We start from the raw sequence: 12,291 nt of genomic DNA on the forward strand, positions 1-12,291 counted from the left end.
AACGGGTGACGACGTAAATCATGGACGGTGAGCTATGCGCAATCTGAGCGGAGTTAGAGTGGCGGCAGCACTTATCGCTGTCCTGCTGACCGGATATCTCTTTCTCTGCTATTTCATCATGCCCGAGTTATGGCTGTTTCGTGACCGGACTCGTGTGACGGACTTGAGTAAGATGGTGACGACGACCGAACAGGATATTCCGGGTGATCCTATTAACGTCGGCCTGATTGGTACAAGGGAGCAGGTTATCCGCGCGTTTGCCGCGGCTGGCTGGGATCCAGCAGACAAAATCACCTTGCGCTCATCAGTCGAAATCGGATTGAGCGTCGTACTCGATCGTCCGGACCTCGATGCCCCGGTAAGCGCGCTACTGTTCGAAGGGCGCAAACAGGATCTGGCTTTCGAGAAACCTGTCGGGAAGAGTGCCGATGAAAGGCATCACGTACGTTTTTGGAAGACGACGACGTCGGGGTCTGACGGTCGACCTCTCTGGCTCGGTTCGGCAAGCTTTGATCGCGGTGTCGGCCTCAGCCACGACACTGGGCAAATCACGCACCATATAGGCCCTGACCTGGACGCGGATCGACAACTCGTCATCAACGATCTGCAAGAGGGGGGAGAAGTTTCGCTCACGTACGAGCAACCAGGTATTGGCGCGACCCAAGCTGGGCGCAACGGCGGCGGTGATCCCTATTTTACCGACGGAAGGGTACGTGTCGGCGTTTTGAGACCAGATACCGTGCGGTAGGGCTCGCCGCGGCGCGGCGTGCGGCTAATTGCTGTTGTGGCCCAATCACCTGCATGAAGCCGGCGGGAACATCTTTCGTGCGATTAACACAATGGATGGATGAAGAGATAGTCCACGCTTTAACCCCTCGACCCCTGATGGAAATATGGAAATAGTTTTCGGCACCTTGTTCTTGATCATCATCATATTCGTTCACGGAGCAGGAATAAGTAACGCTCGGCATATCTGCCGCCAATATGACGCTGCTTGTGCTGACGCTGTTCGTAAGTACCCTGACATTGGGCACGGGTCGCACAACAGTTTTGCAAGGGGCCGTTCACCTGGTGATTTTCGCCGTTTTTCTGCTTGTCTCGGCGGTTCCTTAGTCGCGGCACGGAATGAATGACGAAATGTCGGCGCGGGCGGCAAAAAATCGGCGATCTCCTACATAAGTCTTGATAGCCCTCTAGTAACTCGAACAGGTCTGTTATCATGGTCGGCATTCAACTCCATCCGCAAAGAATTCTCCCAATGAAACTTCGACTTCAAACTCTAACAACGCTGGCTCTCGTGCTGACGTTGTTGACCGCTTGTGTTGGTATTACCCCTAGCGCGGTGAGCTCTTTGGGCACCTCTGTTCCCGCTAAGAAAGTCGATTTCGTCGAACTCTATGACTATGCCGAACGAGCCAACTTCGCATACGCAGACGAGCCTGCAATTCGCGCAAGATATCCGATGACTTTGGGAGTTCGCTCTCCAGGTAAGTTCGACATTCAGTATTTTGTTGAGCAAGACGACAAGCTGGAAATTCAGTTCATAACGATCCGCGGGACGGCAAATAAAGTAAACTTCCTCGAAGACCTTGATATTAAGATCTTGTCCGATCTTGAGATTGATATTCCGGTAGATTCAGGGTTCGACCTCAGCACAAAAGCCATACTGTACGATGTAAAACCCTACCTTAAGCGCAACTACAAAACGTTCATCACAGGGCACTCTTTAGGTGGTGCTGTTGCTGCCATGTTGTCCGTTTACTTGATAAGGGAAGGCTATCAAGTAGAAAGGGTGGTGACCTTTGGGCAGCCAAAGTTCACGACATCCGCTGGTGTAGAGCATATTGGCTCAGTTCCACTCACGCGTGTAGTGGACGAGAATGATCTAGTTCCCATGCTGCCACCAGATTCTCTTTTTAAGAAGGACAAGTATGCCCATGTTGGTCCTGAAGTTATCTTGCTCAAGGGAACTGACTTTGCTTATTTATCGAGCCACGACGCGAAGCGCATTTCCGTGGATGAGTTTTGGAAATCTCTTGCGATCGCAAGTCTGAGCGACCATCACATGGACAATTACTTGAAACGAGTTGCTTCTAAGGCGAGCGGCGCGACCGAAGTTTCCTATGCAGACAGAGAAAAATATCTTGCCCAGATTTCTCGTTAGAGAACTGCTAAGTGCAGACCTGGATGCGCCACTACTCGGTAAGGCGATTGGTCGGCGACGCTCACAATCAGCAATAGCCACGGAACCAGCCGGACCGTAGGCGTCTATTGTGCACCAAGAGCGGTCAGACCGCAGACGGCCCCAATCCAGTCACTCATCTTGGTCGCGCCAGTGACCACTTTGGGGCCGACGGCAGACCGTCCGGTGTTAAGATATCCAACGAGGAAGCGGACATTTGGCTATTCGACGCCAAGGTCGGGAATTGGACCAAAGCGGTCTAAGCCATCGAGCGCCGGGTCAATTGCCCATCAAGTGATTCAATCCCTTGTCGCCGAACGAGGAATTGCTTCCCGGCGTCCTTAGGCTTGGAGGTGTCTGAATGGCTCAATCCCTCGTGCGAAACGTCAGGGGCCAGGCGCACGCGACATTGCAAGATCGACTGTCTCTTTCACAAGCTCAAATGCTACCGCATCTGCTCGGGTAGAATCTCCCAAATTCTGATCAATTCACCTATGGATCCGGCTTCCATCTTGCGCATGACATTGGACCGATGCAGCTTGACGGTCACCTCGCTTATGCCGAAGTCAAAGGCGATCTGTTTGTTCAGCCGTCCTTGCGCTACCTCGCGCAAAATCTCACGCTCACGTTGCGTCAGCGTCTCAAGTCGCTCGATGCCTCGCTTGACCACCGAAGCTCTTGCCCTTCGATCTATGTCAATCGATATGCCGGCAATGACCGCATCGAGCAGCGTTTGGTCACGTACCGGTTTGGTCAGAAAGTCAACGGCGCCCGCCTTCATCGCCTGAACGCTCATGGGAATATCGCCATGGCCGGTCAGAAAGATAATCGGTTTGGGGTTTCCGGTCTGGGCCAGATGATGCTGAAGATGGAGGCCGCTCGCGCCTGGCATGCGAACGTCGAGAATAAGGCATCCCGGTCGCTCCAGGATGTCGGCTTCGAGCAGTTCGCGTGTCGATGCAAAGCTGACCGCCGGAAAGCCTGCCGACAGGATCAGTTCGGACAATCCCTCACGGACCGACAGATCATCATCAACAATAATCACGGTCGGTTGCTCAGACTCATTGTTTGCCTGCAAGGGAACATGCGTCGCATTCCGGTAAGCTCGGTCAACTATCATTTTCACGCTCCATTTCTTGATTTATGCAAGGATTCCGCAATCGCACTCAGTAATGCCTGGGCATCGAATGGCTTTCGAAAGAAGCCGCTGATGCCTTGGGCGCGTGTCTGATCCGCTATTTCGTGGCGCCCGGTAATCAGGAAGACCGGGAGTTCCGGACGAAGCTTCTTCACCATGGCTCGAAGTTCGAAACCGTTGGTGTCCGGCATGCCGATATCGGTGATGAGCACGTCCAGATCCGCAAGGCCGCGCGCGAACAGATCTCTGGCCGACTTGTACGTCAGAGCCGCATAGCCGGCGGACTCCAGGAGTTCCTCCAGAGATTCGAGCAGTCTGGGATCATCATCCACGACCGCAATGACGGGTCTTGTATTTTCCATGTCAGTTCCCTCCCGCTCGTCGCGAATGGGTGATGGGTATTTCCAAACGCTCCGCGATACGAACAAGATCAGCGAGCGACGCTGCCGCCATTTTTTGCATTACATTCCTTCGATGGACCTGCAGGGTGACCTCGCTAATTCCCAGTTCGGAGGCCGCCTGTTTGTTCAGGAGGCCGCTGACAACGAGGGGCAGGACCTCGCGTTCACGGGGCGTCAGTTCGAGATACCTTTTCCTCAGCATGCCGAGCTCGGCTCGCTCTGCTCTCTTTTTCCGGTCCTCCGCGATCGCGGCGTGCACGGCGGTCATGAGATCGGCGTCGCTGAAAGGTTTCGTCAGGAAATCGATTGCGCCACGTTTGATCGCCCGCACGGAAGACGGTATGTCGCCGTGTCCGGTAATAAAGACGATAGGAGGATGATCGGCTTGAGCAATCTGCCGCTGTAGCTCAAGGCCGTTTATGTCAGGCAACTCGACATCGAGGATCAGACAAGCGGGAACGTCCGGCTTCTCGCTTCGAACATATTCACCCGCTGACCCGAAGACAACGGCCTTCATTCCATGAGCCTCGAGCAATTCACCGAGCGCTTCCTGAACACGCCTGTCATCATCGACGATGAAGACAATATGGTCGTCCTTCATCATGGCGCCACTCTCGTCGCAACCGGCAGGGTGAAGATAAATCTAGCGCCGAACGGGTCGTTGCCCTCAGCCCATAGCCGACCACCATGAGACTCGACAATCGACCTGCAGATCGCGAGCCCCATGCCCATACCCTGGTCCTTGGTCGTGAAGAAAGGCTCGAAAACTCTGTCAGGGAATTCAAGGCCCTGGCCGTGATCGATGACTTCTGTCTGAACCAGATCACCAACGCGGTGCACCCGTATCTCTAGTATTTTGTCACGTTCAGACGAGGCCATGGCCTCAATGCCGTTGCGGATAAGATTGATCATAACCTGTTGAATTTGTACGGGATCCAGCGCGACCAATGGAAGGTCGCGTTCGACGTGGACATCGACTTGAACCCGCCGTCTTGCCGCTTCCTCAGCCATGAGATCACGGGCTTGGGAGACAACTGTATCCAGTGCGAAATTGTTCCTTTCTTCCAGGGATTGCTTGAACAACGCGCGAATTCGACCGACAACGTCCGCAGCTGAATTGGCGTCGCGGATAATGCGTTCCGCGACGACTTTCGCGCGTTCGACATTGGGAGGGGAAACGGATAGCCAACGATGGCAAGCGTGCGAATTTGCAACGATCGCAGCGAGAGGCTGATTCACTTCGTGGGCGATTGACGCGGAAAGTTCCGCGAGACTTGCCGCCTGCGAGGCGACCGCCAGTCTTTGTTGCGTCTGGCGCAGTTCCTCCTGCGTGCGTACATCGTCGTCGATGTCGAAACTCACGCCATACCATTGCTGGATAAAGCCGTTTGCATCGCGCAATGGTTCAGCGCGTCCATTGATCCAGCGATAGGCACCATCGGCCCTGCGCTGCCGGTATTTCATTCCGAAAGTATCCCCCGTCGTGAATGAATGCACGAGAGCCTGACCCACGCCAGCAGCATCCTCGGGATGAACCGAGTTTTGTATCGCCATCTGCAACCGGCTGGCGTCGGGCGAGTTGAGATCGGCCAATGTCAGGCCGACATAGTCCGCCAATCGCCTGTTGAGATAGGACGGTTCTCCGTTTGCTTCTGCCGCCCAGATCTGTGTGGGCAATGCATCGACGAGCCGCCTCAACTGAGTTTCGCTCTCCCGAACAGCCTCCTCCGCCCGCAGCTGATCGTCCACATCGTGCGACAGTCCATACCACTGGACGATGTTTCCGTTTTCATCGCGTAGGGGTTCCGCACTGCCATCGAACCAGCGGTAGACGCCGTCAGCCCGCCGCAGCCGGTATCGCAGGGCGAAATGCTCGCCCGTGGCAAGGCTGCGGTTGAGCGCATCTGACAGCGCGGCTGCGTCCTCAGCATGTACCGCGGCCTTGATGATGGCATCCAGCCGTCCGGGGTTCGTAGCCTCAGCATCCAGGCCCAGGAAATTCATCAAGCGTTTGTTGAAGAATGTCGGTTCGCCCGTCGGATCGAGACGCCAGAGAAGACTCGGCACCATGTCCACAAGCTGCGAGAACTCGCGTTCACGGTTGCGCAATGCCTCCTCGGCCTTCTTGCGTTCGGTGATGTCGATGAAGCCAACGAGACTCTTGTCAGCAACAGCGCCCGGACGGGCGGTCGTGAACAGCACGTCTATCACGCTGCCGTCCATTCTCTCCACCTTGGTCTCCTCCTGAAAGACTTCCTCTCCGCGATAGCGCGCCTCGATGGAACGACGGATTGTGGCGAGGCCCGGCTGCCAATAGCGCGAGATCGGGCCGCGCATCTCCTCCGCATCCGCCGCGTTGAACATTGCGATCGTATGACGATTGACCTCCTCAACTTCCAGGGCCTCTACGGCACGGGGAAGGAATTCGGGGTTCTCGTTGATGTAGGACTCGAGGTCGGCCACGCCCTGCGCCTTCAGTCCTTTGAATAGGGGGATGAGCTTGGCGGCGTCCACTTGGGTCAGCCCGATCGGCATATAGTGAAACAGGTCGCGGTAGCGCCGCTCGCTCTGTTGCAACGCCTCCTGCGCAGTGACGAGATCGTGTATGTCAACGCTGACGCCATACCATTGGAGGATGGTGCCATCGTCGTCTCGCAACGGTTCCGCGCGAGTCTCACTCCACCGATAGCTTCCGTCCGATCGAAGCTGACGATACCGTTGAATGTATGGATCGCCCGTCTCGAACGAGTGTGTCACGGCTTGCCGTGCAGCTTCCATGTCGTCAGGATGGATGACACTCAGCGACGGTGAGCCGTCCGGGGCGGTGATGTCTTCCAGCGTCGCTCCGGTTTCCTCTTGGAAGCGCTTGTTGATGTAGGATGGCCGGCCTTCTGGAGTCGTCGCCCAGATCAACGCCGGTACGGCGTCAGTAAGCACCTGGAGCTGTCGTTCCCGCTCGCGCAGAGCTTCCTGGGCGCGCACCTCATCGTGTATGTCGATGGAAATCGCGAACCATTGAATGATAGCACCGGCTCCATCCCGTACCGGCTCGCCGCGGCCATCGACCCATCTGTACACGCCGTCCGCCCGACGCATGCGGTATTTCATGGCGTACGGTTCACCGGAATTTACGGCTTGACGGACTGCGTCAAACAACCGGTCTGAATCTTCCGGATGAACGCGGCTCTTTATGGCAGCGGCCAACAGGCTCATGCCCGGCTGATCCAGCTCAGCGACTTCATTTATCCCGAAAAAATCGAGCAGGCGCTTGTTGAAGAAAGTCGGCTCACCCTTTGGTGTGAGGCGCCGGATATGTACGGGAACCATGTTCACAATCTGCGATAGTTCGCGCTCCCGATCGCGCAACTCCTCGACCTTTTGGCGCAGAGTGGACACGGCCAGTTGATGCTGCCGGGAAATCGCCGCAACGATAAGTGATGAAAACGCAGAGATGGCGAGGAACAGCTGAAGCATGATCTGCTTGTGTTTCTGCGTCTCAGCGTCGCCGACAAACTGGCTCGTGCCTGTTAGCGTGAAAATCGCCGTAACCAGCGCCAACAGGGTCAAGGCAATGACCGCGCCCTTGAACTCAAAACGCACGGACGCCCAAAGAAGCGGCGGCATGATGATATAGGCAAAGGGCAGATAGCCGCTCAGCGACAGGATGGCGACGCCCAAGAAGATGACCCCGAGGATAGCGACTTCGGTCCACTGCGCGGACGTGAGCCTGGTCTTGCCTCGCCAGTTCTGGAATGCGACGAGCGCCAGTGGCGCCACGATGAGAACACCCGTAGCATCACCAATCCACCACAGAGGCCAGGCCCCCACAAATGTCTGCGATTGCATGCCGAACCAAGCGAGCGTCGCGCTTCCGATCGTGGCGCTGAAGATTGGCGCAACGCCTGCCCCAAGCACGACGAATGCCAGAACTTCACGTAGTGATTCCAGGCGCAGCGGCGGGCTCAGGAACCTGTTCACGAGCCAGGCTCCGACCAACGCTTCTGTCGCGTTGGCGGCATAGATCAGAACGGCTGCCGGAAAAGGGCTGTGGAACCATAGAACATTGCTAAGCAGTTCCGCCACGCAGCCCGCCAGCACCCACCACGGCCAGTTTCGCCGAGGCGAGACCACGAGCGTGGCGATGAACAGTCCGCTGGGCGGCCAAATCGAAATGCCGGTTCCAGGAACGATTGCAAGCGATTGGGCGAAACCGCAACCAAGGACATAGGCTGCGATAAAGAGACCAAGATACAGGGGTGCAGGAGGGGACGACCAGATGCGCATTGTCGACTGTTCCTGTAGAATTCGCGAGATCGTCGTGGAGGCATTGATTGACGATTTGGATTGGCAAAGCTGCCAAGCACCGTAGTCGTGTCAGTGTGATGCGGCAACTTATGGAAATCCATCTATCGGTTGGGAATTATCTTCGGCGTCGGTCGGAGCGTCCGGGCGGCGCCGTCAAGTCTTCCGGATCCCTGGTTGGGCCATGGCAGCCATCCGCGGCGATATCTCCCGCTTTCGGCTCGTCAACTCCATACCAAGGTTGAGGCCGGGTTATGAATCAGTGCCTGCGGGACTATGCTTGCGTTCGATATTCTTCGGCCATGCCTGGCGATAATAGTCGTATAAGCAGGCGCTTGGGCTTGCACCACGCACCCAGGAGATCCGTCATGAGCACATCCGTCCAGGATAATCCCGCCGAGCACCGGTACGAGATGTCGATTTCGGGCGGCGCCATGGCCGCCGCCTACTACCGGCTCGACGACGGTGTCGTCGTTCTCATCCATACCGAAGTTCCCTTCGAATATTCGGGCAGCGGCATCGGCACGCGTCTTGCGGAGGGGGTCTTCCACGCCATCCGCAAGAGCGGCCGCCGGGCGGCCGTGCGATGCGAATTCATGGCGAACTTCATTGCCCGGCATCCTGAAAATCGAGACGTCGTGATCGGTTGAACGAGCCGCCGCAAGCCTAAGCAAGGCGCGCCGTCCCATGTCAATGGCATGGATCGCGACCCGGATTTCGATCCGCTTCTACTGTCGCGCCTACGATTTTGCCTGGGTCATTTGAGAAGAGGCAGAGAATTCCATGACCGACGAATATAATCTTCAACGCTTCATAGACGCACAGGCGCCGGTTTACGACAATGCGCTGTCCATCCTCCGCCGCGGCATGATGTGCAGTCCCTATATGGATTTCATCTTTCCGCGGCTGACAACGGGTTTCGAGGAGACCTCGGCGACGCTTTTCGCCGTAGGTTCGGTCGACGAGGCCAGCGCCTATCTTGCATCACCCGTCCTGGGCGGCCGGTATCGCGAATGTATCGGGGCGCTACAGCATCTCCCGGGGCTCAGCGCCGATGCGGTTTTCGGCGATATCGACGCGCAGAAACTCCATGCTTCCCTGACGCTGTTTTCAGAGGCATCCGACGAATATCTGCTGGAGACGGTCCTCGAGGTCTGGTTCGACAGCCTGCTCGAGCCTCAAACCATGAAAGGTCTGGGCCGGACATATTGAAGGCGGGGGCGGCTGAGTTCGACGCGTGTAATGTCGCGTTAGGCGCATCAGGCGAAGTCCGTCGATCGGCTGACCGCATTCAGTCGCATCGCTGCAGCATTGCGGATCGCGCCACTCACTGATAACCGACGCCCGCAATATAGTTGGTGAGCATGTGCTCTTGGATCTCTTCCTCTTGAAGCAGCGCTTTGAGCGCGTCCCTGATATCGAGGATGCCGATCGGTTTGGACGCAGCGTCGAGCACGGGTATGTTCTGAAGGCTTCGTCCCGCCATCGTCTCCCAGACGGAATGAAGATCGTCGTCAGGACCGCAGGACACGATCGGCCGGCTCATCAGTGCCCTCACCATTGCCTCGTTCGATTTCGATGTCGCGAGATGTCGGACCAGGTCGGACTTGCTGAGCACCCCGGCTGCCTCGCCACCCTTTGCACAGATGACGACGAGACCGACGCCGGGATTTGCCAACAGCAGGGCAGCAGTCCGCAATTCGGCATCGAGATCGACGGTCATGAGCCGGGAGGACGTTACTGAATGCAGATGATGGACTTGTGTTGCGCTTTTCTGAACCGTTTGCTCCATTTCATTCTTCCTATTCCGCAAATGGCGCGTTCTCGACGAGGTCGGTGGCGGAGACTGCCTTGTAGCCGCTGACGTTACGCGTCCCGAAAGCCGCGACGAAATTGTCGTATGTCGTTTCCGGATGGGTTTCGGCGATGTGGCAGAAGCATCGGCTCATCCGGCGCTTCATTTCGAGGCGCGGGAATTCTTCGACGATCCGGGCGATATCCGCCTGCGGCAGCAGCTCATATTGCAGGCCGATGACGTCAAGGCAGATGCCGGCCGTGCAAAGAGCGACCTCGGCTTCCTTGTAGAGAGCGATCGATGCCGTCGAGTTCAGAGCAACGCTGTCCCAGATCAATTGCGCCTGGCGTTCGTCGAAGCCGCCCGCTCGGGCGAAGGACCTCGCCAGATCCGCCGCTTCGACTTCGAAGCGCCGTGGTCCGTCGAACCGCTCATTGAGCGTGATGTCATGCAGCAGCGTTCCAACCGCCAAAACGTCCGGATCGTATTCGACATGTTGCAATTCCCCAATGCGGACGGCGAAAAGCCAGGACCGCACGACGTGATTGAACAGATAGGGTTCGCATGCGTCGCGGGCATATTCGATCGCGCGGCCGACGACGGGCGTGTCGGGCACCGAGACTCCGGCGAGCATGCGGGTGCGAATTTGCGTCATGGCCGTAGCCTCCTCATTGGATGTTGGCTGGCGCGTCCGAGGGCGCGCCAGACGCGTCTCACTTATTGATCGGAGTGGTCAGCACGGTTTCGCCGGTGTCGACGACGAAGATGGCAAGCAGTCGAGCGGGCTCGGTGGCGCTCGCATTCTCGCTGACACCGTGGCGGTCGCCGGGATATTCCGAGAAGCTCTCGCCGGCTCGATATGTCGTGACCGGACCATCATTGACCTGGCTGCGGATCGCGCCTTCGAGGACGGTGGCATAGATGAAGGCTGAGTTCGGGTGAGTGTGGCCGGGCGACTTGCCGCCGGGCTCATATTCGACGAGCACGCCCTTGAGGCTCTTGCCGGGCGCGTTGGGCAGCGGGTGATCGTAGACAACGGTCACCTTGTCGCCGTGGAAATCGTCGGCCATGACTTCGGTCGCGGAAAGGCCGGCCAGCGCAAGCGCGCAGAAAAGTATTCTGATCATGTGTCTCTCCTGTTGGATTGTGTTGCTGCGGTGCTTTCAGCCCTTGATGAAGGCGAGAAGGTCTGCATTGACCTGGTCGCGATGCGTCGCGGTGAGACCGTGCGGTGCCGCGGGGTAATAGAGTTCCTTGGCGTTCTGGATCAGTCGAACGGCCTTGCGCGCCGAGTCGTCGATCGGTACGATCTGGTCGTCCTCGCCGTGCATCAGCAGCGTCGGTACGTCGAACTTCTTGAGGTCCTCGGTGAAGTCGGTTTCCGAGAAGGCCTTGATGCAGTCATAGGCGTTCACGAGGCCTACCTGCATGCTCGAGAGCCAGAACTGATCGAGCACGCCCTGCGAGACGGTGCTCCCCGGCCGATTGGCACCGTAGAAGGCCTTAGCGAAATTTTGGTAGAACTGCGAGCGGTCGGCCAGCAGGCTGGTGCGCAGACCATCAAAGACTTCGATGGGCAGGCCTTCCGGGTTCGCCGGGGTCTTGACCATGATGGGGGGAACGGCACCGATCAGCACGGCCTTGGCGACACGGCTTGTGCCATGGCGGCCGATATAGCGTGCAACTTCGCCGCCGCCGGTTGAATGACCGACCATGGTGATGCCCTTGAGGTCGAGCGCCTCGATCAGGGTCGCCAGATCGTCGGCATATCCATTCATGTCGTTGCCTGTCGAAGGCTGGCTGGAGCGGCCATGGCCACGGCGATCATGGGCGATGACACGATAGCCGTTCTGGGCGAGAAACAGCAGCTGGCCATCCCAGGCGTCGGCGTTCAGGGGCCAGCCGTGGGAGAAGGTCACGACCGGGCCGCTGCCCCAGTCCTTGTAATAGATCTGCGTTCCGTCTTTCATCGTGATGCTGCTCATCGTGCGGATTCCTTCTGTTGCGGGAGAGGAGGCGAGGGGCTGGGTGGATGCGGTGGCCGGCATTCCCGCCGCCGCGGAGGCGGCAAGGGTTCCGAGCAGGAAATCGCGGCGCAGCGCGAAGAAGGATGTGGGCTCGCTCGCTCGGGGGGTCTTGCGGGGCATGGACGGGTCGATTGGATTGGGCATCTTTTTCTCCTTCACGCTGCTGGTTGGCTGATGTGAGGAAGATGCCGTTCGTGGCCGTTTCCGCCTATTCCCTGGAGGCATATGCGTCTTGATACCTAGGGGTGGGTTGGGCACGACAATCGTCGTGGCACCTGCTCCGGATGGTTGGACCGATCGACCGATGTTGGCTTCGGTCTTGTCTCGACTATTCCGGAAGCGAATGGTCCCTGCACCAGGCTTGCGGAGATCGCGGTCACTGCGCCAAACTAAGACGGGCGACCGTCTCGTATGACGGCCGCCCGCTGTAATTGCTAATCGCGCTC

At 57.6% G+C, this 12,291-nt stretch carries 12 protein-coding genes and 1 pseudogene; 5 read left to right on the forward strand and 8 right to left on the reverse strand.

Features of this window, described 5'->3' with window-relative positions; translation table 11 throughout:
• Window positions 1-34: 34 nt before the first annotated feature.
• From ACSQ26_RS00075 to ACSQ26_RS00085, 3 genes and pseudogenes are all read left to right on the forward strand, one after another.
• Window positions 35-748: an LssY C-terminal domain-containing protein gene (locus ACSQ26_RS00075; RefSeq protein ID WP_436005084.1), complete on the forward strand. Its 714-nt coding sequence runs from the start codon at window positions 35-37 to the stop codon at window positions 746-748.
• 239 nt (window positions 749-987) lie between these two features.
• A pseudogene (locus ACSQ26_RS00080) lies at window positions 988-1,113 on the forward strand (ionic transporter y4hA); the annotation flags it as partial.
• Window positions 1,114-1,219: 106 nt separating this feature from the next.
• A complete protein-coding gene (locus ACSQ26_RS00085; protein WP_436005086.1) occupies window positions 1,220-2,164 on the forward strand; it encodes a lipase family protein in 945 nt (314 codons plus the stop codon).
• 463 nt (window positions 2,165-2,627) lie between these two features.
• On the opposite strand, the gene ACSQ26_RS00090 is transcribed toward ACSQ26_RS00085, so the two are convergent.
• The 4 genes from ACSQ26_RS00090 to ACSQ26_RS00105 are packed head-to-tail and all read right to left on the reverse strand — an operon-like array spanning window position 2,628 to window position 8,005.
• Window positions 2,628-3,302: a response regulator transcription factor gene (locus tag ACSQ26_RS00090; protein ID WP_436005088.1), complete on the reverse strand. Its 675-nt coding sequence runs from the start codon at window positions 3,300-3,302 to the stop codon at window positions 2,628-2,630.
• Between the two features lie 2 nt (window positions 3,303-3,304).
• Window positions 3,305-3,682, reverse strand: a complete 378-nt coding sequence (locus ACSQ26_RS00095; protein ID WP_436005091.1) for a response regulator — start codon at window positions 3,680-3,682, stop codon at window positions 3,305-3,307.
• 1 nt (window position 3,683) lies between these two features.
• Window positions 3,684-4,325 carry a response regulator transcription factor gene (locus ACSQ26_RS00100; RefSeq protein ID WP_436005093.1) on the reverse strand — a complete coding sequence of 214 codons (642 nt, stop codon included), beginning with the start codon at window positions 4,323-4,325 and terminating at the stop codon, window positions 3,684-3,686.
• Window positions 4,322-8,005, reverse strand: coding sequence for an MASE1 domain-containing protein (locus ACSQ26_RS00105; protein ID WP_436005095.1), 3,684 nt, complete (start codon window positions 8,003-8,005; stop codon window positions 4,322-4,324). The genes ACSQ26_RS00100 and ACSQ26_RS00105 overlap by 4 nt, the downstream gene beginning before the upstream one ends.
• 386 nt (window positions 8,006-8,391) lie before the next feature.
• Here ACSQ26_RS00105 and ACSQ26_RS00110 point away from each other — a divergent pair, with 386 nt between their 5' ends.
• Complete coding sequence (locus ACSQ26_RS00110; protein ID WP_436005097.1) at window positions 8,392-8,673, forward strand: GNAT family N-acetyltransferase; 282 nt, start codon at window positions 8,392-8,394, stop codon at window positions 8,671-8,673.
• Window positions 8,674-8,806: 133 nt separating this feature from the next.
• Window positions 8,807-9,235 (forward strand): DUF1810 domain-containing protein, encoded by a 429-nt coding sequence (locus ACSQ26_RS00115; RefSeq protein WP_436005099.1) that lies wholly within the window; start codon window positions 8,807-8,809, stop codon window positions 9,233-9,235.
• A gap of 115 nt (window positions 9,236-9,350) precedes the next feature.
• Here ACSQ26_RS00115 and ACSQ26_RS00120 read toward each other — a convergent pair whose 3' ends face one another.
• From ACSQ26_RS00120 to ACSQ26_RS00135, 4 genes are read right to left on the reverse strand one after another with little or no spacing between them, the layout of a single operon-like run.
• On the reverse strand, window positions 9,351-9,815 hold the full coding sequence (locus ACSQ26_RS00120; RefSeq protein WP_436005101.1) for a CBS domain-containing protein: 465 nt from the start codon (window positions 9,813-9,815) through the stop codon (window positions 9,351-9,353).
• A 10-nt stretch (window positions 9,816-9,825) separates the two neighbouring features.
• Window positions 9,826-10,473, reverse strand: coding sequence for a hypothetical protein (locus ACSQ26_RS00125; RefSeq protein ID WP_436005103.1), 648 nt, complete (start codon window positions 10,471-10,473; stop codon window positions 9,826-9,828).
• 58 nt (window positions 10,474-10,531) lie between these two features.
• Window positions 10,532-10,945 carry a cupin domain-containing protein gene (locus tag ACSQ26_RS00130; RefSeq protein WP_436005105.1) on the reverse strand — a complete coding sequence of 138 codons (414 nt, stop codon included), beginning with the start codon at window positions 10,943-10,945 and terminating at the stop codon, window positions 10,532-10,534.
• 36 nt (window positions 10,946-10,981) lie between these two features.
• Window positions 10,982-11,965 carry an alpha/beta fold hydrolase gene (locus ACSQ26_RS00135; protein ID WP_436015028.1) on the reverse strand — a complete coding sequence of 328 codons (984 nt, stop codon included), beginning with the start codon at window positions 11,963-11,965 and terminating at the stop codon, window positions 10,982-10,984.
• Between the last annotated feature and the right edge of the window lie 326 nt (window positions 11,966-12,291).

The organism is Rhizobium sp. LjRoot254, from assembly GCF_964254105.1.
Taxonomy (GTDB): Bacteria; Pseudomonadota; Alphaproteobacteria; order Rhizobiales; family Rhizobiaceae; genus Rhizobium_E.

Excerpts from the sequence above, each read along its gene's own strand:
- ACSQ26_RS00100 (WP_436005093.1), bottom strand. The coding sequence starts at position 4,325 with ATGATGAAGGACGACCATATTGTCTTCATCGTCGATGATGACAGGCGT.
- ACSQ26_RS00075 (WP_436005084.1), top strand. The coding sequence starts at position 35 with ATGCGCAATCTGAGCGGAGTTAGAGTGGCGGCAGCACTTATCGCTGTC.
- ACSQ26_RS00120 (WP_436005101.1), bottom strand. The coding sequence starts at position 9,815 with ATGGAGCAAACGGTTCAGAAAAGCGCAACACAAGTCCATCATCTGCAT.
- ACSQ26_RS00115 (WP_436005099.1), top strand. The coding sequence starts at position 8,807 with ATGACCGACGAATATAATCTTCAACGCTTCATAGACGCACAGGCGCCG.
- ACSQ26_RS00130 (WP_436005105.1), bottom strand. The coding sequence starts at position 10,945 with ATGATCAGAATACTTTTCTGCGCGCTTGCGCTGGCCGGCCTTTCCGCG.
- ACSQ26_RS00105 (WP_436005095.1), bottom strand. The coding sequence starts at position 8,005 with ATGCGCATCTGGTCGTCCCCTCCTGCACCCCTGTATCTTGGTCTCTTT.
- ACSQ26_RS00090 (WP_436005088.1), bottom strand. The coding sequence starts at position 3,302 with ATGATAGTTGACCGAGCTTACCGGAATGCGACGCATGTTCCCTTGCAG.
- ACSQ26_RS00135 (WP_436015028.1), bottom strand. The coding sequence starts at position 11,965 with ATGCCCCGCAAGACCCCCCGAGCGAGCGAGCCCACATCCTTCTTCGCG.
- ACSQ26_RS00085 (WP_436005086.1), top strand. The coding sequence starts at position 1,220 with ATGGTCGGCATTCAACTCCATCCGCAAAGAATTCTCCCAATGAAACTT.
- ACSQ26_RS00125 (WP_436005103.1), bottom strand. The coding sequence starts at position 10,473 with ATGACGCAAATTCGCACCCGCATGCTCGCCGGAGTCTCGGTGCCCGAC.
- ACSQ26_RS00095 (WP_436005091.1), bottom strand. The coding sequence starts at position 3,682 with ATGGAAAATACAAGACCCGTCATTGCGGTCGTGGATGATGATCCCAGA.
- ACSQ26_RS00110 (WP_436005097.1), top strand. The coding sequence starts at position 8,392 with ATGAGCACATCCGTCCAGGATAATCCCGCCGAGCACCGGTACGAGATG.